The sequence below is a fragment of the Parasediminibacterium paludis genome (assembly GCF_042651445.1).
Classification (GTDB): Bacteria; Bacteroidota; Bacteroidia; order Chitinophagales; family Chitinophagaceae; genus Parasediminibacterium; species Parasediminibacterium paludis.
Genome location: NZ_JBHSDC010000022.1, coordinates 13,476 through 37,745, shown reverse-complemented (window position 1 = coordinate 37,745; position 24,270 = coordinate 13,476). Strand labels below are relative to the sequence as shown.

General features: G+C 37.6%; 21 protein-coding genes and 1 tRNA gene. 9 read left to right on the top strand and 13 right to left on the bottom strand.

Annotated elements, in window-relative coordinates:
• Positions 1–81: 81 nt before the first annotated feature.
• Together ACFOW1_RS10545 and ACFOW1_RS10540 are read left to right on the top strand one after the other, a co-directional pair.
• Positions 82–1,116 (top strand): homoserine O-acetyltransferase family protein, encoded by a 1,035-nt coding sequence (locus tag ACFOW1_RS10545; RefSeq protein WP_379014144.1) that lies wholly within the window; start codon positions 82–84, stop codon positions 1,114–1,116.
• Between the two features lie 422 nt (positions 1,117–1,538).
• On the top strand, positions 1,539–2,795 hold the full coding sequence (locus tag ACFOW1_RS10540; protein WP_379014142.1) for a homoserine dehydrogenase: 1,257 nt from the start codon (positions 1,539–1,541) through the stop codon (positions 2,793–2,795).
• Between the two features lie 71 nt (positions 2,796–2,866).
• Here the strand turns inward: ACFOW1_RS10540 and ACFOW1_RS10535 are convergent, their stop codons facing one another.
• Positions 2,867–3,667: a DUF3108 domain-containing protein gene (locus ACFOW1_RS10535; protein ID WP_379014140.1), complete on the bottom strand. Its 801-nt coding sequence runs from the start codon at positions 3,665–3,667 to the stop codon at positions 2,867–2,869.
• 8 nt (positions 3,668–3,675) lie between these two features.
• Positions 3,676–4,608: a lysylphosphatidylglycerol synthase domain-containing protein gene (locus tag ACFOW1_RS10530; RefSeq protein WP_379014138.1), complete on the bottom strand. Its 933-nt coding sequence runs from the start codon at positions 4,606–4,608 to the stop codon at positions 3,676–3,678.
• 165 nt (positions 4,609–4,773) lie between these two features.
• Between ACFOW1_RS10530 and ruvC the strand changes: the two genes are divergently transcribed.
• Positions 4,774–5,340: a crossover junction endodeoxyribonuclease RuvC gene (gene ruvC / locus ACFOW1_RS10525; RefSeq protein WP_379014137.1), complete on the top strand. Its 567-nt coding sequence runs from the start codon at positions 4,774–4,776 to the stop codon at positions 5,338–5,340.
• Between the two features lie 356 nt (positions 5,341–5,696).
• On the opposite strand, the gene ACFOW1_RS10520 is transcribed toward ruvC, so the two are convergent.
• The gene (locus ACFOW1_RS10520; protein WP_379014136.1) at positions 5,697–6,071 is read right to left on the bottom strand and encodes a VOC family protein; all 375 of its coding nucleotides are present in this window, start codon (positions 6,069–6,071) and stop codon (positions 5,697–5,699) included.
• A 143-nt stretch (positions 6,072–6,214) separates the two neighbouring features.
• Positions 6,215–8,986 (bottom strand): alanine--tRNA ligase, encoded by a 2,772-nt coding sequence (gene alaS / locus ACFOW1_RS10515; protein WP_379014134.1) that lies wholly within the window; start codon positions 8,984–8,986, stop codon positions 6,215–6,217.
• A 219-nt stretch (positions 8,987–9,205) separates the two neighbouring features.
• Here alaS and ACFOW1_RS10510 point away from each other — a divergent pair, with 219 nt between their 5' ends.
• On the top strand, positions 9,206–10,177 hold the full coding sequence (locus ACFOW1_RS10510; protein WP_379014133.1) for a peptidoglycan DD-metalloendopeptidase family protein: 972 nt from the start codon (positions 9,206–9,208) through the stop codon (positions 10,175–10,177).
• 86 nt (positions 10,178–10,263) lie between these two features.
• Entirely contained in the window at positions 10,264–10,512 is a 249-nt protein-coding gene (locus ACFOW1_RS10505) for a hypothetical protein (RefSeq protein WP_379014131.1), read from the top strand.
• A 6-nt stretch (positions 10,513–10,518) separates the two neighbouring features.
• On the opposite strand, the gene ACFOW1_RS10500 is transcribed toward ACFOW1_RS10505, so the two are convergent.
• From ACFOW1_RS10500 to ACFOW1_RS10485, 4 genes are all read right to left on the bottom strand, one after another.
• A complete protein-coding gene (locus tag ACFOW1_RS10500) occupies positions 10,519–10,983 on the bottom strand; it encodes a hypothetical protein (RefSeq protein WP_379014129.1) in 465 nt (154 codons plus the stop codon).
• A gap of 212 nt (positions 10,984–11,195) precedes the next feature.
• Positions 11,196–11,447 (bottom strand): ATP synthase F1 subunit epsilon, encoded by a 252-nt coding sequence (gene atpC / locus ACFOW1_RS10495; protein ID WP_379014128.1) that lies wholly within the window; start codon positions 11,445–11,447, stop codon positions 11,196–11,198.
• A 142-nt stretch (positions 11,448–11,589) separates the two neighbouring features.
• Positions 11,590–13,095 (bottom strand): F0F1 ATP synthase subunit beta, encoded by a 1,506-nt coding sequence (atpD, locus tag ACFOW1_RS10490; protein ID WP_379014126.1) that lies wholly within the window; start codon positions 13,093–13,095, stop codon positions 11,590–11,592.
• Between the two features lie 253 nt (positions 13,096–13,348).
• Positions 13,349–13,801, bottom strand: a complete 453-nt coding sequence (locus ACFOW1_RS10485; RefSeq protein ID WP_379014124.1) for an FKBP-type peptidyl-prolyl cis-trans isomerase — start codon at positions 13,799–13,801, stop codon at positions 13,349–13,351.
• A gap of 137 nt (positions 13,802–13,938) precedes the next feature.
• Between ACFOW1_RS10485 and ACFOW1_RS10480 the strand changes: the two genes are divergently transcribed.
• Positions 13,939–15,249 (top strand): exo-beta-N-acetylmuramidase NamZ family protein, encoded by a 1,311-nt coding sequence (locus tag ACFOW1_RS10480; RefSeq protein WP_379014123.1) that lies wholly within the window; start codon positions 13,939–13,941, stop codon positions 15,247–15,249.
• A gap of 138 nt (positions 15,250–15,387) precedes the next feature.
• Here ACFOW1_RS10480 and ACFOW1_RS10475 read toward each other — a convergent pair whose 3' ends face one another.
• From ACFOW1_RS10475 to msrA, 3 genes are all read right to left on the bottom strand, one after another.
• On the bottom strand, positions 15,388–16,818 hold the full coding sequence (locus ACFOW1_RS10475; protein ID WP_379014122.1) for an L-serine ammonia-lyase: 1,431 nt from the start codon (positions 16,816–16,818) through the stop codon (positions 15,388–15,390).
• 55 nt (positions 16,819–16,873) lie between these two features.
• A complete protein-coding gene (locus tag ACFOW1_RS10470) occupies positions 16,874–18,064 on the bottom strand; it encodes a DUF1624 domain-containing protein (RefSeq protein WP_379014121.1) in 1,191 nt (396 codons plus the stop codon).
• Between the two features lie 125 nt (positions 18,065–18,189).
• Positions 18,190–18,837 carry a peptide-methionine (S)-S-oxide reductase MsrA gene (msrA, locus tag ACFOW1_RS10465; protein WP_379014119.1) on the bottom strand — a complete coding sequence of 216 codons (648 nt, stop codon included), beginning with the start codon at positions 18,835–18,837 and terminating at the stop codon, positions 18,190–18,192.
• A gap of 179 nt (positions 18,838–19,016) precedes the next feature.
• On the opposite strand from msrA, the gene ACFOW1_RS10460 reads away from it, so the two are divergent.
• Positions 19,017–19,817 (top strand): chitinase, encoded by an 801-nt coding sequence (locus ACFOW1_RS10460; RefSeq protein WP_379014118.1) that lies wholly within the window; start codon positions 19,017–19,019, stop codon positions 19,815–19,817.
• A 113-nt stretch (positions 19,818–19,930) separates the two neighbouring features.
• On the opposite strand, the gene ACFOW1_RS10455 is transcribed toward ACFOW1_RS10460, so the two are convergent.
• Positions 19,931–21,517 (bottom strand): C1 family peptidase, encoded by a 1,587-nt coding sequence (locus ACFOW1_RS10455; RefSeq protein ID WP_379014117.1) that lies wholly within the window; start codon positions 21,515–21,517, stop codon positions 19,931–19,933.
• A gap of 100 nt (positions 21,518–21,617) precedes the next feature.
• On the opposite strand from ACFOW1_RS10455, the gene ACFOW1_RS10450 reads away from it, so the two are divergent.
• Positions 21,618–21,689, top strand: a tRNA-Glu gene (locus tag ACFOW1_RS10450).
• 158 nt (positions 21,690–21,847) lie between these two features.
• On the opposite strand, the gene ACFOW1_RS10445 is transcribed toward ACFOW1_RS10450, so the two are convergent.
• The gene (locus tag ACFOW1_RS10445) at positions 21,848–22,720 is read right to left on the bottom strand and encodes a transglutaminase family protein (protein WP_379014115.1); all 873 of its coding nucleotides are present in this window, start codon (positions 22,718–22,720) and stop codon (positions 21,848–21,850) included.
• Positions 22,721–23,099: 379 nt separating this feature from the next.
• Here ACFOW1_RS10445 and ACFOW1_RS10440 point away from each other — a divergent pair, with 379 nt between their 5' ends.
• The gene (locus ACFOW1_RS10440; RefSeq protein WP_379014113.1) at positions 23,100–24,179 is read left to right on the top strand and encodes a fatty acid desaturase family protein; all 1,080 of its coding nucleotides are present in this window, start codon (positions 23,100–23,102) and stop codon (positions 24,177–24,179) included.
• Positions 24,180–24,270 lie beyond the last annotated feature (91 nt).

The following is a 24,270-nucleotide window of genomic DNA, read 5'->3' as shown; positions in this document are numbered from 1 at the left end:
GAAGACGACGTGCACGAAGATTTACAGGTTACGTTGTGGGCATAGTATCCTTAGTTGCTTTACGTGAAACTCTAACACAAGATGACAGAGATTTTTAAACACCAACAATCATTTACACTCGAGAGCGGCAAAGTATTACCAGAACTACATTTGGCTTACAACACCTTTGGCACTTTAAACGCTGCTGGCGATAATGTTGTTTGGGTGTTTCACGCCCTTACAGGTAATAGCAACCCGATGGAATGGTGGCATGGTTTGGTGGGTGAAGGCTGTTTATTTACACCAGAAAAATATTATATTGTATGTGCAAATATGCCTGGCAGTCATTACGGTAGTATCAACGCATTCAGTACCAATCCTACTACTGGTAAGCCTTACTATCACACATTTCCTTGGTTTACCACAAGAGATATGATTAGGGCTTACCAGTTTTTAAAACAAGCACTAGGCATTACTAAAATTCATATTGGTATTGGCGGTTCTATGGGTGGGCAACAATTACTAGAATGGGCTATTGAAGAACCCAACTTGTTTGAAAATATTGTACCGATTGCTACCAATGCATTTCATTCGGCTTGGGGCATTGCATTTAATGCTTCCCAGCGCATGTGTATAGAGCATGACCCAACTTGGAAAGAGGACAATGACCATGCTGGTATGAACGGGATGAAAGCTGCAAGAAGTATCGCCTTATTATCGTATAGAAACCATAATACGTATGGCGTAAAACAAACTGGCTTTACACAACAAACGGCCAACTTACCTATAGACGAGCAAGTATTTAATGCAGAAAGTTATCAGCGCTACCAAGGTGAAAAATTGGCAAAACGATTTAATGCTTTTAGTTATTATGCATTAAGCAAAGCCATGGATAGCCATCATGTAGGCCGAAACAGAGCTTCAGTGGAAGCAGCACTAGCAAGTATTACTGCAAAAACATTGGTGATAGGTGTAACCACAGATATTTTGTTTCCATTGAGTGAGCAGCAGTTTTTAGCGCAACATATACCAAACGCAACTTTTGCAGCCATCGAATCTTTATATGGACACGATGGATTTTTATTAGAGTTTGAGATAATAGAACAACTGCTTCGTCAGAACTTGAATTTAGAGTAAGAGGTTATAAGCAGGATGCTTTACGAAGTCAGAGACTTCGTAATAGCTATGCAAAGAGTCTGAGACTCTAAAGAACATATAGCAGACGAAGTCAGTTATAAGCAGGATGCTTTACGAAGTCTCTGACTTCGTAATTGCTATGTAAAGAGTCTAAGACTCTAAAGAACATACAGCATGCGAAGTCAGTTATAAGCAGGATGCTTTACGAAGTCTCTGACTTCGTAATTGCTATGTAAAGAGTCTAAGACTCTAAAGAACATATAGCATGCGAAGTCTGAGACTTCGCATAGCAACAAAAGAAAAAACTACATAGCACTGCAAAAGCTAGTAAACAAAAAAGAAAAGCATTAAATCGATAAGAAGTTACAGACTTCAAAACGCAATCATGATATCATTACAATCATTTAAATCACAAGTAGATAATGGATACGCATAAGCAATTGAATATTGGGCTGTTTGGTTTTGGGGTGGTGGGTGAAGGTTTGTACAAAGTATTACAACAAACACCATCGCTGAAAGCCAGCATTGTAAAGGTTTGTATTAAAAATCCTGGTAAAAAAAGAGACGCCCCTGCTGCGCTTTTTACTACCGAAAAAGATGACTTACTCAACGATACAAACATTAACGTGATTGTTGAAGTAATTGACGATGCCGATGCCGCCTTTGTGATTGTAAAAACCGCCTTGCTGAATGGTAAACATGTGGTAAGTGCCAGTAAAAAAATGCTAGCCGAGCATTTACCAGAGATACTGGACCTTCAAAAACAAACGGGCTTGTCGGTATTGTATGAAGCCGCTGCTTGCGCATCAATACCTGTAATACGTAACTTAGAAGAATACTATGATAACGATTTATTACACGCCATAAAAGCCATAGTAAACGGCTCTACCAACTTCATATTAACGAGAATGTTTGAAGACAAATTGAGCTTTGCTGATGCCTTGATTTTGGCGCAACAATTGGGCTTTGCAGAAAGTAATCCTAAGCTAGACGTGGAAGGGTTTGACGCTGTAAATAAATTAAGTATTTTATTGAATCATGCGTATGGTATTGTTGAACATCCTGACAATTTGCTGTTCAATGGTATTCAAAATATACAATTAAGCGATGCTTTGGTAGCCAAAGAAAAAAACTTTGAAGTGAAGCTAGTAGCGCAAGCTAAAAAGCTGAAAAATGGGAGAGTAGCCACGTTTGTCCTGCCACAATTTGTAAAACAAGACGACCCACTATCATTTGTGAAAAATGAATACAATGGAGCGGTAATAGAAAGCGGCTTTGCAGATAAACAATTCTTTTACGGTAAAGGTGCAGGTAGCTTTCCTACGGCATCGGCGGTGCTGAGCGATTTAAGTGCCTTACGCTACAATTACCGTTACGAGTACAAAAAATTATACCATCACCAGCCTCACCAATTAAGTAACGAATACTTTGTAAAAGTGTATGTGAGCTTTGACGATTGGAAATTTATTCCGCGTGAAAAATTTGAGTGGATAGAAGAATGGCACGCTGATGCAGAACGCAAGTATTTGGTAGCAGTAATAAACGTCAACTATTTGCAAGAAGCTACTTGGTGGAAAGATAATAACACGTCTCTAATTCTAATGCCAGACCCAATAATTGAGGATATGGATATTATAAAACTGAAGAAAAGAAGTCTTGAATTGGCAGGGATAATTTAGCATGTCCCATACATAAAGCAAAAAGGCACAATAGTTATCAAGCAATAGCTATTGTGCCTTTTTTCAGTACATTATCTAAAGTTCTTTTGCGAGGTAAAAGGTGACCGTAAATTTCTGTAGCCCATCATATCTACTTTTACAGAGCCTACTGCTATGGGGCTCTCAATTCTTAAAGGAACATGGTTGGCATCATTACTTACCCAAACAGTCATTTTCTCGCCGCCTTCAAAAATAGTTCCCTTTACTAGCAAGGGTTTAAACTTAATGGCATCAAACTTACCATACTTGGTTTTAATGGTTTCTTTGCCCAAATACTTGATATATAAGTTATATACCTCATTGTCTAAAAACATCGAGAATGGTATTTTGTCATCTACTTTATACTTACTAAAATCTATATTTCTAGCATAGTAAATAGAACTTAATACATCTTGCACACAATTGGGCACTTTGTATAAACCCTTGGTAGTAACTGCTGTGTTTTCTCGGTTGTTAAACGTAATATTTTCGTAGGTTTTGTAGCCGCCCTCATCTACATTTCTGATAAATTTTTGAGGTTGTAAAGTAGCCGTATCAATATAACTTTCATATTTGTCACGCACTTTAAAAATCCAATCGTAGCTAGTATTACTGCTACCAGTACCTACAATATGGTAGACAGGTTTGTTATTTAACTGCTCAATTTTAGCCGTAAAACTTGCATTGCCGGCATTAATGTAAATGCCTATTACACTGTAAAAAACAATGTAATCTATACGCTCATCATCTTGAAAAGCTCTGTTACGGATACTACCGCAAAACTCGTTTGCGGGTGTAGGTGATTGCCAAGCTAATGCAGTAAATAATAATAATGCGCTAACAACTTTCTTCATATTCAATCCTATTTTCTAAATATTTTAATGCCTAATATCAGCAAACTACCTGCTAATGCGGGCACAATTAAATTAATTAACCAAATACCTGACACTGCAGCAATGATGCCAATTGTGTTACTACTAAACAATCCAAACAAGGCAATACTTACCTGACCACGTACCCCCAATTCTGCCAAAGCTATACTTGGCACTACCGCCATAACCATTAGTTGCACACATACCAAACTACAAATTACCCACCAACTTATTTCTATTTGAAACAACTGAAACAAGAGTAGGTACTGCACCATGTATACAACGTATCTGATAAACGAAAGAAAGAGAATATTTGTTAATTGTTTGTTATGAAGGTCTTCCAACTTCTGAATATAAAAGCGATACTTACTTACGAATGGTATTTTTTCTATCAAGTTGGTTATCCAAGATAAATTATAAAAGCAAACCAATTGCACCATTACTGTAAGACTTACCGCGTATACTAACCAATTAATCCAAAAAGTACTTAGCGAAAATGTTGATTGTAATTTGTCGGTAATGCTTGGATATACTAGTAATAAACCTAGTAGCCCCATTACAAACGTGATAATGATTTGGGCAAAGCTACCCACCGCCGATAATGACAACGCCCTAAGCCGATTGCCATCGTTTAGGTATACAATTCTACCCACAAATTCACCTACCCTATTGGGCGTACTAGAAGCCAAGGCTTGACCACTAAAAATGGCTCTAAAACTGCGCCCATAACTAAGCGGCTGAATGGCTTGCATTAATACTTGCCACTTTTTGGCTTCAAGCCCCCAATTGCAAAACATTAACGCAAATGCCGCATACAAGCGCCACTGACCGCTACCTTTCAATGCGGCTACAATAGTTTGCCACGATTGTTGTAAGCCTTTCTGTTGCTGTATTTGATGATAGATTGACCAACTTAGCCACACAAATAAAATTGGTCCTACAACATAGCTGATGAATATTTTAACCGTTTGCTTCAGAAAAATGCGTTTAAGTAGCTACAAAGAAACGTGTAAAATTGATGAAATAGACATAATATGATAGCGAATAACTAATTTCACTGCTTTAATTAATCGCATTTAATAAACTTCATGCAGCAGCCAAGCAATATTATTTTAGGCATCGACCCAGGTTCTACCATTATGGGCTACGCATTAATAAAGGTAAGTAATGGGCAGCCGCAGGTATTACTTATGGATGTATTAAAATTGGCTAGCTATCAAGATATTTACGAGCGCTTAGAGAAAATTCATACCAAGGTATGCGAACTCATACGCTTGTATCGCCCCACTACATTTGCCATTGAAGCACCATTTTTTGGTAAAAATGTACAAAGTATGCTCAAACTTGGCAGGGCGCAAGGCGTGGCAATTGCTGCCGCTATGCAAGCTGGTATTTTAGTAACAGAATATAGCCCTAAAAAAGTAAAGCAATCTATCACTGGCAATGGCAACGCCGATAAGGACCAAGTATGGAAAATGTTGCAACGTACCCTAAACATTGCCGAACAACCACAATATTTTGATGCTACCGATGCCTTAGCAGTTGCATTGTGCCATTATTACCAACAATCATCGCCATTAGCGGCTGCCACTAGTAAAGGTTTTAAAGGTTGGGACGATTTTATAGCCAAGAACGAGGCTAGGGTAAAGAAATAGTGGTATTCTCCAGTCAATTATACACTGACAGCTATTGGAAATCTTATAGTAGCCTTACTGCGACCTCCCGTTACAGCTGTACGCTACAAAGTCAAAGTCAATCGGTATAAAGTTGCCTATGGTTGCGCCAAAGTGGCAGCCCGTCGCACTAAAGTTACCATTGCGCGCCCTAAAGTTGACGTTGGTCGCTACAAAGTGGCAGTTGGTCGTTGCAAAGTTAAAGTTGCGCGCCGCCGCCGCAAAGCAACTTTACATCGCATCATTATAGAAAGGTGGTACCAGCTATTAACAAATGGCCGATAAAAAGCCCTTACTGATAGTACAATCTGTAAAGGCTAGTAACAAGCAATATTTTATTATTTCGACATCTCTGTTAGCCACCATACATTACCAAAAGTGTCTTTAATACCGGCACTTTTACCATAATCTCTTTCGGCTATGTCTTGTAAAGACGCTGCCCCATGTGCCAAAGCTTTTTGATACACGGATGTCACATCATCTACCAATATAAACAGACTGCAGGCAAAAGGTAAATAGTCTTCCGTGGCATCGCAAAACATAATACAGGCTTCGCCAATGGTAAACTCTGCATGCATGATGCCGCCTCCCTGTCGAGGTACTATTAATTGTTCTTCAGCGTTAAAAACTGCTTTAAGAAAGTTAGCAAAATCATGTGCCTTAGGTACAATCATGTAAGGCATTAGAGAGTTGTAATAGGCAGGTGCTTTCATGGTGGTGGTTTGATAGTTGAAAGCTACAAAAAAATAAAGTCCCGTCAAGTTTTTACAACTTGACGGGACTAAAAATATAATTCAGAATCGCCGACTTAAACATTCCAAGTTTTAAAAAATTGGAAAGTCTATAAAAACAAATTTTACAACAACCCTTTCACCACTTCTATCACTTTGTTTAAATTACTAGCATCTTGCCCACCTGCTGTTGCCAATGTTTTTTGGCCACCACCGCCACCTTTAATAATGGGTGTGATGTGTTCTTTTATCAGTTTTGGCGCTTCAATGCCTTTAGCTACCAACGCTTCAGCCACTGCAATGGCTACCGATGCTTTTCCGCCAATATTAGCTGCTAATACCACAAGGCCCTCTGCCCCTAAAGGGGTGATTGAAGCCACTAAATCGTTAGCTAACTTTTTTAAATTATCAGCATTGCTTATTTCTAGCACTTTACCGATAAATGAAGCACCATTTACAGTTTCTACTTGGGTTAATAACTCCGCTTTAATGGCTACTAATTGCTTGGCTTCTAAGCTTTCTATTTTCTTTTTCTGCTCTTTATTATCTGCCACCGAATTTTCAATTACACGTAGCAATTCTTTCGGATTATTAAACAAGCCTTTAATGGCTTCTATGGTGCTAAACGCTTCTTCAATATGTGCAGCCGCTGCTTTGCCACTAACTGCCTCTATCCTACGCACACCTGCCGCTACAGCGCTTTCGCTTTTAATTTTAAAATAACCAAGCTCACCTGTATGGCCTACATGGGTACCACCGCATAGCTCTATGGAATAATTAGGATCCATCATTACCACACGTACCACATCACCATATTTTTCGCCAAATAATGCCATTGCGCCTAAAGCCACAGCCTCGTCCTTGCTCATTTCTTTAATTACCACAGGTACATTTTCACGTATCTTTTGATTTACAATAGCTTCTATTTGTGCTATCTCTTCGTTGGTGACTTTACTAAAATGCGAGAAGTCAAAACGCAATTGTTCATCATTTACCAAGCTACCTTTTTGAGCTACATGAGTACCCAATACTTGGCGCAAAGCAGCGTGCAATAAGTGTGTAGCCGAGTGATTGGAAGACGTATCTTGACGCTTACTCGCATCAACCTTAGCTACTACTTCAGCAGCCATATCAATAGCTTCTGGTAGGGTTTCTACAAAATGGATGATTAAATTATTTTCCTTTTTGGTATCGCTCACTGTCAACTCACAACTGTCAAGCGTCAACTGTCCTCTGTCACCCACTTGCCCACCACTTTCAGCATAAAACGGTGTTTCAGCTAGCACAATTTGGTAGCCCTCTTTACCCTTCGCTTTTACTTTACGATATTTTACAATTTGCGTTTGGGTTTCAAGGCTAGTATAACCAACAAAGCTTGAAGCAACATCATTAACCGTTACCCAATCTTCTGTATCTATTACAGATGCAGCACGAGAACGATTTTTTTGTTGTTGCAAAGCTTCTTCAAAACCTTGCATATCAACTGTCCAACCAATTTCACTTGCCATTAATTGCGTTAAATCAATTGGGAAGCCGTAAGTATCATTAAGTTCAAAAGCAAAAGCACCATTAATTATCCCTGACTTAGCGTCAAAATCACGTAATTTATTTTCATCGTTTAAAGTTGTAGGCCTAATTATACTCTTAGAACTAGTCTCATTATTAACTTTAGTAACTTTACTAATATAGCTTTCAAAAAGTTCTATCCCTTTACCCAACGTCCTCAAAAATGCCTCTTCTTCTTCTTTAGTCACTTTACTTACAAAATCCAATTGTGCCTTTAATTCAGGAAACACATGTTCAAATTGCTTTGCTAGCAATGGCATTAATTGAAATAATAAGGGTTGCTTATAGTCTAAATACGAATAGTAGTAACGCACAGCACGGCGTAAAATTCTACGTATTACATAGCCTGCACCGTTGTTGCTAGGCAGTTGTCCATCAGCAATCGTAAAGGCAATGGTACGTATATGGTCTGCCAACACACGAAAAGCAATGGACTGTTTACCCCCAGCCCCTAAAGGGGAGTTATCTGCCTGATATTTTTTGCCAACTATTTTCTCAATTGCTTGAATGGTAGGCATAAAAATATCCGTATCGTAGTTGCTTTGTTTACTTTGAATAACACGTACCAAACGCTCAAAGCCCATACCTGTATCTACGTGCTTTGCGGGCAAGGGTTGTAGGCTACCGTCTTTTAAACGGTTGTACTGCATAAATACATTGTTCCAAATTTCAATCACTTGCGGGTGATCATTATTTACCAAACTGTGCCCATCGTTATTGGCTTCTGGTCTACAATCATAATGTATTTCGCTACATGGACCACATGGGCCAGTATCGCCCATTTCCCAGAAATTATCTTTTTTATTACCGAGTAAAATGCGGTCTTCAGCAATTACTTTTTTCCACTCATTGTACGCTTCTTCATCTTTTGCCAAGCTTTCTTTTTCATCTCCTTGAAATATGGTTACATACAACCGGTCTTTATCTAGTTGGTAGACTTCTGTTAATAATTCCCAGCTCCAAGCAATGGCTTCTTTTTTAAAATAATCGCCAAAACTCCAGTTGCCAAGCATCTCAAACATGGTATGGTGATAGGTATCTACACCCACTTCTTCAAGGTCGTTGTGCTTACCACTTACCCGCAAACATTTTTGTGTATCGGCCACTCGAGGTGAAGTAGGTACACGGTTGCCTAGAAAATAATCTTTAAACTGGTTCATACCTGCATTGGTAAACAATAAGGTAGGGTCGTTTTTAATAACGATAGGTGCAGAAGGCACAATTTGATGCCCTTTAGACTTAAAAAAATCTAAAAACTGTTGGCGTATTTCGCCCGAAGTAGGAACACTTTTTAGCGATTCTGTAGGCACTATTTGCTCGGCAGTAGACATGGGTTTGAGAAATATTTTTATAAGATGATTAACTGTTGATAAAAATTATCTTTGTTTGCTTTAAAGGGCGGTAAAGGTAAGTTGTCTGAACGATGATTTCAGCGATTTTAGGATTAGCGTAACACATGTGCATACCTTAATCACATCCTACAAATCCATTTAATCATACAAACCCGATAGCTATCGGGTCTAGGTTCAGACAGAAAAAACACAACAAGCATGACAAAGATTAAATACTTTTTTAACACACATACGCTACGCTACGAAAAATTTGAAGTGCCCTTGCGTGTACAACTGCTACGCATATTTGCGTTTATAGCTACCGCATTGGTTACTGCTTTTATAATAGTGAGTATTGCTTACAAATATTTTCCTTCGGCAAATGAAAAGTTGCTGCAAGAACAAAACGCTAATTTAAAAGATGATTATGCCGTTTTGCAAGACAGGGTAAAGCAACTAGAATTACAAATGGATGAACTAGAGAATAGAGACAACAATGTGTACCGCTCTATTTTTGAAGCCACACCCATACCAGATAGCGCCAGAATTACTGAAATGGAGAAAACCAAAGAAGTGATTTTAATAGAAAAACTCAGCGAAAACGATTTGGTGAAAAGTATGGGCGATCAGTTAAACAACCTATCGCTACGCACCGCTTTTATGGAAAAAAGCTATGCTGAAATAGGCAATATGATAAAAAATAAACTAAAATTATTGGCTGCCATACCTGCTATTCAACCGGTAAGTAATAAAAATTTAACCCGTATTGCAAGTGGGTTTGGCTACAGGGTAGATCCTGTGTATAAAGTAACCAAGTTTCATGCGGGGCTAGATTTTACAGCACCGCAGGGCACACCTATTTATGCCACGGCCGATGGCACAGTAAAAGAAGCAGGCTTTAATAGCGGTGGTTATGGTAATGAGGTAGTGATTAACCATGGGTACGGTTACGAAACGGTGTATGGCCACATGGTACGTGTAAAAGCGAGAGCCGGACAAACGGTAAAACGTGGCGAAACCATTGGTTATGTGGGTAGTACGGGCAAAAGCACTGGCCCACATTGCCATTACGAGGTACATAAAAATGGCAAACCAATAGATCCTGTTTATTATTTCTACAACGATATTAGTCCTGCACAATTTGATAGGCTATTAAAACTTGCTAGCAGTAGCAACCAAAGTTTTGACTAGTAGTTGATTACCACATAGGCACAATAGCCACAGTAGATTTAAATACAACAAATTGCAAGTAAACTATTGTGCTTTAAAATTGTAATTTGAAAAAAATAACAACATTGGAACCAGAAGTAGCCGCTTTTTTAAAACGCATATTAACCACAATTGGCATTGCGCTTGCGTGGTTAGGCATTAATTCTACTGTTGGTATTATGTTTGGCTATGCCTTTTTTGACAAGGGTGTGCAACTTGGGAATATTATTTATTATGTGTGGCTGCTTATAAGTTTGCCCACAGTATTATTGATACTTAAGAAAATGTGGAGTAAAAAAATTGAGTTTGATAGATAACGGACATTAAATCTCTATCTCATTAAGCCAATCATTTAATTCATTGAAACCAGTCAATAAGTGTGACTGCTCTTTTATCACTTCTAAAATAGTATTGTTACATAGTAATACTGCTTTTCTTACTAAAGCAAAATCTAAATAACTGTAAGTCTCAGGCAGTTTAGATTTAAATAATGCAATAACAATATCATCCAATTCACTTACAAGTAGCTTATTTACGATAATTGCAAATGCATAAAATTTCAAGAGCGTTGTACTATCTAATATACAATCTTCATCTACATGCTCATTCGATTCTCTAATAGTAACAATCAGTTCCTTAACCTCGTCAAGTGTGGTTATTTCTGACAAGCCTGCATCAGTAAACTCGCCCATTTCATAAATAATCAACTGCGTCTCTACAAAAATGAGCAACAGTATTAATGATGAGCGAAATTGCTTGTTATTTGGTAATATAAAATTAAATTCCATAGTAATTCTAAAGTACAACAAAATAATACAAACTGCAAGATTGTGCTTTTATCTGATACAAAAAATTGGTGGCACTTTAGATTATAACTAAAAAATGCTTCAACTATTATCATCCATCAACAATACAAATTACATTTTGCAAAAGCTATAAAAATAAAAAAACCATCCGCAATAACGGATGGTTTTTCTTTCACCAAATTTATAATACAGTTTTACGCTTGTTCTGCACCTTCTACCAATACAGTTGCCTTATTGTTTAGCATTTCTACAAAACCACCTTGAATATTGTAGTACTGAAAAGTAGATTTATCTTTCAAAATCTTCACTTTACCTTGTTTTAAGGCACTTACTATAGGTGCGTGTTTATCTAATATTTCAAATAAACCTTCTTCGCCTGGCAATTGAATACCATAAACACTGCCACTATATAATTTTTTTTCTGGTGTTAATATTTCTAAAGTCATACCCCTAGCCCCTAAAGGGGAAATTTAATGTTAGATGTTGAATAAAGAACAAGCCTTTGAAGTGTGCGACGCAACGATGTTTCATTGAAAAACTAAAGCTCGTCACCACAATTTTGCCTCACCCCTTTAGGGGATGGGGGTTTTAGGCTTTTGCCTGAGCTTGCATTTTCTTACCTTTCTCAATAGCATCTTCCAATGTACCAACCAAGTTAAATGCTGCTTCTGGATACTCATCCACTTCACCATCCATAATAGCGTTAAAGCCTCTAATGGTATCTTCAATGCTTACAAATACACCTTTTAAACCGGTAAATTGTTCAGCAACATGGAAAGGTTGAGACAAGAAACGTTGTACACGACGTGCACGAGAAACCGTTAATTTATCTTCATCGCTCAACTCGTCCATACCAAGTATAGCGATAATATCTTGTAATTCTTTATAGCGTTGTAAAATTAATTTTACACGATTCGCACAATCATAATGTTGATCACCAACTACCGCAGGTGTCAAAATTCTAGAAGTAGAATCTAATGGATCTACCGCAGGATAGATACCTAAATCGGCAATTTTACGGCTTAATACTGTGGTAGCGTCTAAGTGCGCGAAAGTAGTTGCAGGCGCTGGATCGGTTAAGTCATCCGCAGGTACATATACCGCTTGCACAGAGGTAATTGAACCATTTTTAGTAGAGGTGATACGCTCTTGCATTAAACCCATTTCAGTTGCCAACGTTGGTTGGTAACCTACCGCTGAAGGCATACGCCCTAGCAATGCAGATACTTCAGAACCAGCTTGTGTGAAACGGAAGATATTGTCAACGAAGAATAAGATGTCTTTACCTTTTCCTGTACCATCACCATCACGGAAATATTCAGCAACTGTTAAACCAGACAATGCCACACGAGCACGTGCACCTGGCGGTTCGTTCATTTGACCAAATACGAAAGTTGCTTTCGATTCTTTCAAGCCTTCTAAATCTACTTTACTTAAATCCCAGCCACCTTCTTCCATGCTATGCTTAAATGCATCACCATAGTTCATAATACCTGCTTCAATCATCTCACGCAACAAGTCATTACCCTCACGTGTTCTTTCACCCACACCAGCAAATACAGATAAACCACCGTGACCTTTAGCGATATTATTAATTAATTCTTGAATCAATACGGTTTTACCTACACCAGCACCACCAAACAAACCAATTTTACCACCTTTTGCATATGGCTCAATTAAGTCAATTACTTTAATACCTGTAAACAGAATTTCTGTTGCAGTACTTAAGTCTTCAAATTTTGGAGGTTTATTGTGAATAGGGCGGCCACCTTCTTTACTTAATTGAGGCAAACCATCAATAGCATCGCCAGTTACGTTGAATAAACGACCATTGATGCCCGCACCCACAGGCATTGCAATTGGCTTACCAGTATCAGTTACTGCCATACCACGTACCAAACCTTCAGTACCTTCCATTGCTATGGTACGTACACTGTCTTCACCAAGATGTTGCTGTACTTCAAGCACCAACTTGCTACCATCTTCTTTGGTTAACTCCAAAGCATTATAAATATCGGGCAATGCATTATCATTTGCAAAATGCACATCCACAACCGCTCCAATAATTTGTTTGATTTTACCTACCGACGCCATAATATAGTAAGGTTTTTAAATTGGCTGCAAAAGTAAGGGTATGGTGTTAAAATGCCAATATCAATAATGAGTAATTTTTTGGTCGCCAGCTTTTGTACTACTATTTAGTTACTGTGCGCACTACCGATAGCTATCGGCATGTGCTTTTTTATTTATATTTAGCTTCTATCAAAGCGTAGCTTAATCACAAAAAAGCCGAAACAACTTGTCTCGGCTTTTAAAAGTATCATTATGCAATAAATAACAATGCTTATTACGGCATTATTATCATCGATTTTGGTGTAATATCTACTAATTCTAACGCAAAAGTTAGGTCTTTACCAGCCAAAGGATGGTTAGCATCCAATACAACCACATCTTCTTTTACGTCAACAATGGTTACAGGAAATTGCTGACCTTCGTTATTGCTCATGCTTAATTGCATACCCACTTCAGGGGTCATATCTGGCGGAAACTGTGTTCTAGGAAAATCTAAAATCATTTCTTCTTGCACTGCGCCATAAGCTTGGTCTGCAGGAATGGTTACCGTTCTTTTTTCACCAACAGCCATACCTGTTACGCCTTCATCAAAGCCAGGTATTACCATACCGCTACCCACTTCAAACTCAAGTGGTTCGCGACCCGTAGAAGAATCGAAAATAGAACCATCGGTTAATGTACCATGATAATGCACTTTTACAGTATCACCTTTTTTTACTTGTGCCATTTGTATTTTTTAAATGTATAAAATAGTTTCTGAGGGAACACATTGAAGCATTAATGGTTCATTCAAAAAACGAAAGTACAGCCCAATGCTTCTCATCACAACTAATTTATTTAATTTCCAACTTTTAAAACCACTATATGAGGTATTTTGCCACCATTATTTGCACCCTATTTTTAGCTACTGTTGTATTAGCACAGCCTAAAAAAATTACCAATAAGCCTACCAGTAAAGCCCTTTTACCAGCAAAAGTGATTTTACCTGCAGCCAATACCATGAATGAATATTTGCCATTACTAAAAGGTAAGCGTGTGGGCATTTTTGCTAATCATACAGCAACTGTAGGCAATACACATTTAGTAGATACGTTGCAAAAATTGGGCATTACCATTATCAAAGCCTTTGGGCCAGAACATGGTTTTAGAGGCACAGCCGATGCAGGACAGAAAGTTGATAATTATATCGATTCTGCCACAGGTATTCCCGTTATTTCTTTATATGGTAAAAAGCGCAAGCCCACAGCGCTAGACCTTGCTGATGTAGATGTGATGTTATTTGACATTCAAGACGTTGGTACCCGTTTTTACACATTCATTTCTTCACTTCAAGAATTTTTAGAAAGCGCTATTGAGTTTAACAAACCGCTGATTATTTTGGACCGACCAAACCCAAATGGTTTTTATGTTGATGGCCCCGTGCTTGATTCTAGTTATACAAGTTTTATAGGCATGCAACCCATACCTACCGTGTACGGGATGACAATAGGAGAATACGCTAAAATGCTCATTGGCGAACAAATGCTAGATTGGAAATATATCCGCATGCAAGATCATATTAATTCGTTAGGAGAAATTCTGGGTTTTGAAAAAGAGCGAGACAATTTTAAATTGACCGTTATTACTTGTAAAAATTACACGCACAAAAGCAAATACATTTTACCTATAAAACCTTCTCCTAATTTGCCAGATATGGCAAGTATTTATTGGTATGCAAGTAATTGTTTATTTGAAGGCACAATTTTATGTGAAGGCAGAGGTACAGAACATCCCTTCTGCATATTTGGCCACCCTAGTTTGCCCGATACATTATTCAGTTTTACACCAATGCCAACACCGGGAGCAAGTAGCCCCAAATTAAACGGCAGTAAATGTTATGGCTGGAATTTATATGGCACTAATGAGCAAGTATTACACCAAATAAACAATCAAATTCAGTTGAAGTATTTGCTAGAAGCCTATCGTTTATTTCCTGAAAAAGACAGTTTCTTTTTGCAACCCAAAAGTAAAAAACCAACCGACTATTTCTTTAACAAACTTGCTGGCAATAGTGAGTTGATGGCGCAAATAAGAGCTGGCAAATCAGAAGCTGAGATTCGTAAAAGCTGGCAACCCAAATTACAAGCTTTCAAAAAAATTAGAAAAAAGTATTTGTTGTATCCAGATTTTGAGTAAAGAAAATCTCACCACATAGACACATAGGCACAAAGAATCTCAAAATGTAAGAAAAGAAAGCATTGAAAATTGATTATTGATAATTCACATTGAATTATTTAATGAAACTATTGTGCCTCTGTGACTTTGTGGTAAAAACTAACATTCGCTGAGGCTAATAGGTATATGAATGGCCAAGCCACCATCAGAGGTTTCTTTGTATTTGCTGTTCATATCTAGTGCAGTATCCCACATGGTTTTAATTACTTTATCTAAGCTTACCCTTGCGTAGTCTGGCATACTTTGCAAAGCTAACTGCGATGCGGTGATGGCTTTAATAGCGCCCATGGTGTTGCGTTCTATGCAAGGCACTTGTACTAGGCCACCAATAGGGTCGCAGGTTAAACCCAAATGATGCTCCATGGCAATTTCAGCAGCCATTAGCGCTTGTTTTTGGGTACCACCGAGACTTTCTGTGAGTGCAGCAGCAGCCATTGCTGATGACACACCAATTTCTGCTTGACAACCACCCATGGCTGCTGAAATTGTAGCTCCTTTTTTGAAAATACTACCAACTTCTGAAGCAGTGAGTAGAAATTTTATGATCTTCTCTTCGCTATTGCCATCACAAAAGGCAATAAAATACAGCAATACAGCTGGTATTACACCCGCAGCACCATTAGTAGGTGCGGTAACTACTCTACCAAAACTGGCATTTTCTTCATTCACGGCTAGGGCAAAACAACTTACCCAATCTAATACATTTTTAAAGCTTTGGCCACTCTCTTTAATCGTTATCAACCAATCCTGAAAATTTGTATAGTGACCGAGATTGGCAGTTAATTTTTTGTTTAATGCGTAAGCTCTGCGTTGCACTTGCAAGCCGCCTGGCAGTTCGCCTTGCGTGTGGCAACCTCTATAAATACAATCCCGCATAATGCGCCATATTTGTAATACCCCCTCTTTTGTTTCGCTCTCAGTACGCCATGTAAGTTCATTTTCCATTACCACCTCATGAATACCCATGCCTGTTTTCATGCACCAATGCAGTAAATCTTCTGATGTATTAATAGGAAAAGGCAAATCAACACATTGCTTACTATTGGCAGCTTCACCTTCCATTACCACAAAACCACCACCTATTGAGTAATACGTTTGGCTAAACTGATGACCATTGATCAGCGTCATTAAAAATGTCATACCATTGGGGTGAAAAGGCAACGCTTCGCTAAATAAAAACTGAACATTAATACTTGGATCAAACGGAATCATAGCCTCGCCACCAAGTAGCAACTGCTTAGAAGCATTAATATGATTAAGTTTGGGTGTAATACTGTTTACATCTATCGTTACTGGATCTTCATTGCACAAGCCTAAAATACTAGCCACATCAGTACCGTGTCCTTTACCAGTTTTGGCTAGCGAACCATATAGCAATACGGTTACACTAGCAACTGCACTTAAGCCAAATTCTGCTTTTATAGTATTTATACAGCGCATGGCAGCCCGCCAAGGGCCAAGTGTATGAGAACTACTAGGCCCAACGCCTATTTTAAACATATCAAATACAGAAATGGCTTCGTGTGGCATGGTGTAACAAGTTTCAAGTTGCAAGTTACAAGTTGCAGTAATTCACCAATTTTATTTACAAATAACTCAACCACCGTTTTTCTTTGTGACTAGTTTTATAGCCATCATACCATTTGCACAATGGATATAAACTAGCTACTAAGCAAATCCACACAATGTAAACTACCGTAAGGCTATATCCTTCTCCGCCTATCTGAAACAAAAAAGGGAATGCTTTTGCTGCCTCAAAAGCTTGATGCCATGTATGGCCTCTTAGGAAAAACGCAACACCACAAATAATATGTGCTAAATAAAAATGGAGTAAATAATAGAAGAAAGCAGTTCTACCATAAGTACGCAAAACATCGGTAACGCCGTTTTGTACCTTTTCAATGCTTGCCAAAAACAATAAAGCTGGCCCTATAGTAATACACATGTACAAAAGTGATGGAGGATATTTTTGTACTTTAATAAAAGACAAGAAAGTGTAAAATGGTTGTTGTTGTTTTGCCCAAGGCAAAGGGTCACCGTAAACATTTATAAATCTCACAATTACAAAGGTTGCTATTAAACCAAATCCTAGTTGCAATAATATCTTTTTTCGTTGTTCTACAGAAAATTTTGACGTAAAAAAGATACCTGTGCAATAGCCAAGCATCATTAAACCAAGCCAAGGCACAAATGGGTAGAACATGAAAACAGTAATTCCAAATATTTTTTCTATCCCCCCTTTGTGCAAAAATTCCCATAATAAATTGGGTTTAAAACCTACTGCTGCTTCTGGAAAATCTAATAAATTATGTCCTAAAACGATGGCTAACCCAATACCTAAGATTACTTCAAAACGTAAATGCACTACCAAACCCAATACTATCATACTGATACCAATAGCCCATATAACTTGTAGAAAAAGAAAATTGTAAAAAGGAATAAAAGTAACACCAAACGACACAATAAATATTTCTGCAAACACAAGCCAAAGGCCTCTTTTTAGTAGAAAAATACTGAGTTCCTTTTTAGTTTTACGAAGACTTTGTAAATAAATAGACGCACCTGACAAAAACACAAAAACTGGGGCACAGAAATGCGTGATCCACCTTGTGAAAAATAAAATAGGTGTCGTTGCTAGTAAATCTAAAGGATCGTGCAAATTCGCATCAATATGCAGATAATCTCTCAGATGATCGAGCGCCATGATGATCATCACTAAACCCCTCAGTATATCTATTGACTCTATACGTTTTACATGGGCGGTGGGTGTTGCCATTTTAGCCGTTATTGTTTATTACACCACTAATGTAGTATTTAAAATACAAGTAGTACTTTAATAAAATAAAACAGCCAACCCTCAAAGGATTGGCTGCCTACAACAACCTAAACTAACAACACAAACTAATTTTTTAACTTACCCTTGTAAGTATTTTTGAATCTTTCAAATCTTGGTAATGACACAGCTTGGATGTAACCATTATCTGGATTTTTTTGAACAAATTTTTGGTGGTATTCTTCTGCTCTATAAAAAGCCGTTAACGGTGTTACTTCAGTAACTATTGGTTTTTTAAACATCCCTGATTTATTGTATTGCGCAATCGCGTTTATTGCCATTGCTTTTTCTGCAGGTGTTTGGTAAAATATAACTGAGCGATAAGATGAACCTCTATCAGGCCCTTGCTGGTCTTTGGTAGTAGGGTCATGTGAAGTAAAAAACACATCTAACAGTGCATCATAACTAATTATTTTAGGATCGTAATACACTAAAATGGTTTCGGCATGACCGGTAGTTTCGGTACATACCTCTCTGTAACTTGGGTTGACTGTATGTCCACCAGCATAACCTGCTACTGCACTATCAATACCAGGCACTGCATCAAAAATATGTGGCGAACACCAAAAGCAACCTTCAGCAAATGCTGCAATAGCTTTGCCTTTAGGCGCTGTTAAATTTACCTTGTACACGCCTTGTGCTTTGGCACAACTACTTTGACCTAATATTACCAAACCCAAAGCGATAAAAGTGATCGAGCGAATTAAATGTTTCATAATTTGTATTTGTTGGTAATTACTAGTTACTATCTATTTACAAACAGCAACTTTATTTGTTTGATGTATATACGAGAACAACTCACTTTGCTTACAAACCGAAATCATAAAACTTTCTTAATACAGAAATAGCTATTGCTGCATTAGATTATATTTGATAATATTTTATTTTGTAACATATGAAAGCAACATCATTGGTTATCGCATTGCTGATTTTTACACAAAATTTTTGCCAAAATACTAGCAGCACTTTACGACATTTAATTTCTAAAAAACAATACCAACAACTCTTTCCGCATCACGATACCATTTATAGTTATGAAAATTTTATCGCTGCCGCAAATGGTTTTCCTTCATTTGCCAATGAGGGCAACACATTGCAAAACAAGCAAGAACTTGCTGCTTTTTTTGCCAATATTGCGCACGAAACTACCAACGGCTGGCAAGGTGCAAAGGGCGGCCCATATGCGTGGGGCTTGGTATTTAAAGAAGAACAAGCCTGTGTAAATAAACCCTGTCCTGTATACAATACTGGTGGCTTGAGCAAATACACACCTGCTGCTGGTAAAAATTATTTTGGCCGTGGGCCAATACAAATATCTTATGCCTACAATTATGGTTTGGCAGGCGATGAACTACAATTACCATTACTACAACAGCCCGAATTAGTTGCAAGCAATGGTATAATAGCTTTTAAAACCGCACTTTGGTTTTGGATGAAAGCCCAAAAACCAAAACCTAGTTGTCACGATGTTATGTGTGGTAAATGGCAAGCCAACGCAGAAGACAGTATACAAAAAAGAGTGCCTGGTTTTGGGATGACGATTTTAATAATTAACGGTGGCCTTGAATGTAATACCACTGACAAAGCGTTTATTGAAAACCGAAACGAACGTATTGGCTTTTACAAGTATTTTGCCAAACTGCTAGGCATTAGTACCGATACTAATTGCGATTGCAAAGGCATGGGTGTGTATTAAATAACTTACGCAAAGCACAATAAGAATACAAGCAAGTAGGCGAATCTCCATATAGTTGTATTAGGCACTCTTACCTAATATGCGTAAATATTAGCATGTTTTATGGGTAAAAATTATTGCTTATCAATAGCCACGATACAAGCCACCATATTTTTGTCGCCAGTTAGCGTTTCAAAACCAATGGTACCATTACTAGCACTAGTAAATTGAACACCTTTTACAGATAATCTTTTTACGGCAGCATTGACAGCATTGTCAAAACCATTGGTTTTATTAGCATTTACCGCAGCATTTAGTTCAAACACATTCAAGGGGTCTTTACTAAAAACCACCGCTATAAAGTCTTGATTGCCTACATTATCTGCCTGCAGACTCATACCACTAGGAAATAAACGATAGCCTGTAATACCACAATAAGGCGAAAATTTGGTTTCAGTAGCATCTGTTTTTGAAGGATAAGGAAACAACACATAACTGCTACCATCGGTTTCTTTACCCAACACATATACATAGCAAGCGCTATTATTTTTCACTTCTATTTTAAAAGTTGTTCCTTTTGCAATTGGTTGGGTGGTTTTAAAAATATTAGCTTCCGTTAATTGTAGTGGTAAATAACGTTTAGTTTTCGCTTCTACCAAGCCAATATTACAAGCCAAATTTTGTACATCAGCAGCGCCCTTTTTGGGTGCAGGATTAATGCCATAAGCCTCACGTACAAAATGTTTAAAGTCATTGTACTTTACATAAGCAACACCATTATTACCCCATTCCTTACCCCAACTATTCATGATTTCAAATGCACCACCTTCTTTTCTATCGTCGTAGCCAATCACGCACAAAGCGTGACCACCAAAACCCATCATCCGATAATCATCATCAGTAGGATGCCAAATATCTTTACCAGCCATATCTTGCATAAAACTACCACCCACCATCATCCCTATTACTACAGGCACATCTTCTGCCAAATGCTCTTTTACTGCATGGATATTAACACCATTGGTACTTTCTGTAGTTGTAAGCCTTGTAAAACCAAGCATTTTAAAGTCAGATGCCTCTTGTATCAGTTGCCCATTTGGCTGCCTATCACAGTCTCTATCATCATAAGGAAAATCGTTAAATGGCACTGCACCTACTTTGGTCATTGTTTCCATCGCACGAATAATATAGCTCCCTTGGCAACCATCTAATTTAATTTGATTGTACAAAAACGAAGGACTAAATGCCAACTTATTAGGGTTTTCGCCAGTACTAATCGCTTCAAGAACGGTTCTTGCGCCATACGCACTGCTCCATGCCACACAGCTACCTTGCTGACCTTGGTTTAATCTGTCTGGTGCAAATTTTAACAGCGACACATATTCTGGTAAATCGGTTTTACTTTCATCCAAACCTTCATACACTTCTGCCTTGTCAAATTGTTTAGGATCTAGTACACCACCGGTCGATAATGTTGCTTGATTAGTGTTACTAGTAGTGCTTCCCATGCCATGGCAGCCGCCTTTAAAATAAAAGACCCCACCTATAGCTAAAAGTACCATCAATAGTATTGGCTTTCGAATAAGTAAGCCTACTATCATTGGTAAAAACTGAAACAAAATATTGCCACCGCCACCACTGTTTGCGCTACCGCCAATACCACTGTTGTCATCACTATTGTCTTGTTGATCGTTGGGATCATCTACCATTCTTATTGGCATAACTATCTGATTTTACAGCCTAAAAATAAAAGCAAAAGAGTTTTAATTTTTTTTGGCTAGTAATTTTATGGCTTCTATATTTGCACTCCCAAAAACAAACGGAGCGTTGGTCAAGGGGTTAAGACACCTCCCTTTCACGGAGGAATCACGGGTTCGATTCCCGTACGCTCTACTCAAAGCCACAATTTTATTGTGGCTTTTTTATTTTCGTTGAATGAAAATGAGTTAAGAAAAATCATTGTTTATGCGATGCCATTTAGATGCATTGCATGTAATTCAATATCCGAGTTTGGATAATTTCTTATGACTTTTTAGGTAACATTGTTGCAACTACGCATCCAATAATTCTACCAATTCTTGAAGTTCGTTACGCATTGTTTCATTACTTGGCAGATGATAGCACTTACTCAATTCCTCCAATAAAATTTGTAATGAACGTTTGTGTGAAATAGGCTTATAGTGTGCTTTTATCGGTGTTGCGCCAATGCGTTTAAAATAATTTTCTATATCGTTGTGAGAATGCGCTTGTCCTGTTGTAGCATCTACAAAAAACAATATTTTGTTTTGAGGATGTCCAATGTAGGTAGATTCATCGTAATCATCTTGAAAAAAAGCCACAATAAACTGCTTAGGAATATTAATTACTCTAGCATTTATGTCTAGCAATTCACACATCACTTGGTAAATAATACCATTGGTAATCGCATTGCCTTGTTTGGTAGCAAGCACTTTATTTACAAAAAACTCATCTGGTTTATTATACGATACCTCACCACCTTTTAAACTATAATAATTATACATAATACTACTTAACACATTAGCTTGCTCTAATGGGGTCAAATAGCTATTAAGTTCTAACCAAACATTACGTCTAATTTTCTCTATTTCCTGCAATACGGGAGTGGTTTGCAAATCGGGATATTGGTATTTGGCTATTAATAAGGCGCCAAATAATAAATCGTGCTGACCACTATCTCGCCATTCTATCAAATCATGTTTTAAATCGGTAAAATGCAGGCGATGGATCAAATTAGCGATGCGATCTTGCACTTCTTCACTTAGCGTATTTTCCCACAGGTTTTCTAGGTTTGGAATAATGGCTTTTCCAAAGTCAACAATACGTTCAGATACATGCGAATACACTTCAACATCTGGATCGTCTATTAAAGTAAATAATGCATTAAGTTCTTTAGTTTGTTGCATAGCAGACGGAAATTTATTGTTGAAATTGGTTTTAAAAAAATTAGCATCTTTTACAATTCTTCCAACGTTCAAACTAACTTAAAAATTATGTTGGTGTGTATTTTTACTTATTCTACTCTTGGGGAAAATGTTTTTCTATACCTATTTTCAAAGAGTAAATTACCGATATGTAGCAACTTTAAAATCGCCATTTAAAAGATAATTAATTTATTATCAATACTAAAAAAAGTAACTAAATATCAAATATATTATAATCACCTACAACTTACTAGTATAATCACACCAAGCGATTGTTAATAATTAGATAGGTTTAATAAATTGTACACGCTGCATCCCTTTACCCTATATCTTGCATCTTTATTATTTTAATTAGTTTCTAATGGCTCAAACATGTATCCCTAAATTCCCTGTGGTAAAAGCGCCACTACACACCGAACTCAGAAAACGTGTACAAGCCTATTTTGATGAAAAGGGCATCACATCAGCAGGTACAGCTAATTTATTTACCAAAGCAATTGTTATGATTGCAGCGCTAATTGTCGTGTATTTGCATCTTTTGTTTTTTACCCCAATATGGTATATAGCTATTGCTGAATGTGTGGTAATGGGCGGTCTGGTAGCTGGTATTGGTTTTAATGTGATGCATGACGGTAGCCACGGTAGCTTTAGTACAAAGAAATTAGTGAATAAAATTGCAGCTACAAGTATTAACATGCTTGGTGCTGACCATTTTATGTGGAATATGAAACACAATATGATTCACCACAGCTTTACCAATATTGATGGTGTTGATGATGATATCGAAATTGGCGTGCTGATGCGCATGGCGCCAACACAAAAGCGCTTAAGGATGCATAAGTTCCAGCACTTTTACTTTTGGTTTTTATATATGCTATTATATGTATTTTGGATATTTTTTACAGATTATAAAAAATATTTTACCCAAAAAATTGGTAACGTGCCTCTAAAAAAAATGGCTGTTAAAGACCATATAACTTTTTGGGGGGTAAAATTATACCATGCAGTTGCTTTTATCATATTACCAATTATCGCCGTTGGTTGGTTATCATGGCTTATAGGCTTTTTAGTAATGACAATGGTGGCAGGCTTTGCCTTAAGCATCGTATTTCAGTTGGCCCACACAGTAGAACATACTGCTTTTCCTACAGCCAATGTGGATAGTAATACAATGGGCGATGAATTTGCCATTCATCAAATAAAAACGACAGCCAATTTTGCAACTAAAAACAGACTAATCAGTTGGTTAGTAGGCGGCTTGAACTTTCAAATTGAGCACCATTTATTTCCTAAAATCTCCCATGTACACTACCCTGCCATCAGCAATATTGTTCGTGCAGTATGTATGGAATACCAATTACAGTATATTGAATATCCTACCATGCGCAAAGCTATTGGTGCACATGTGCGTTTCTTGAAAGATATGGGCAGATACGATTAATAATATGTGATTTAAGATGATTTTACTGATAGAAAGATCATAAAAAAAGCGATGGTTTCTTAGTTGAAATCATCGCTTTTTCTTTAATGAA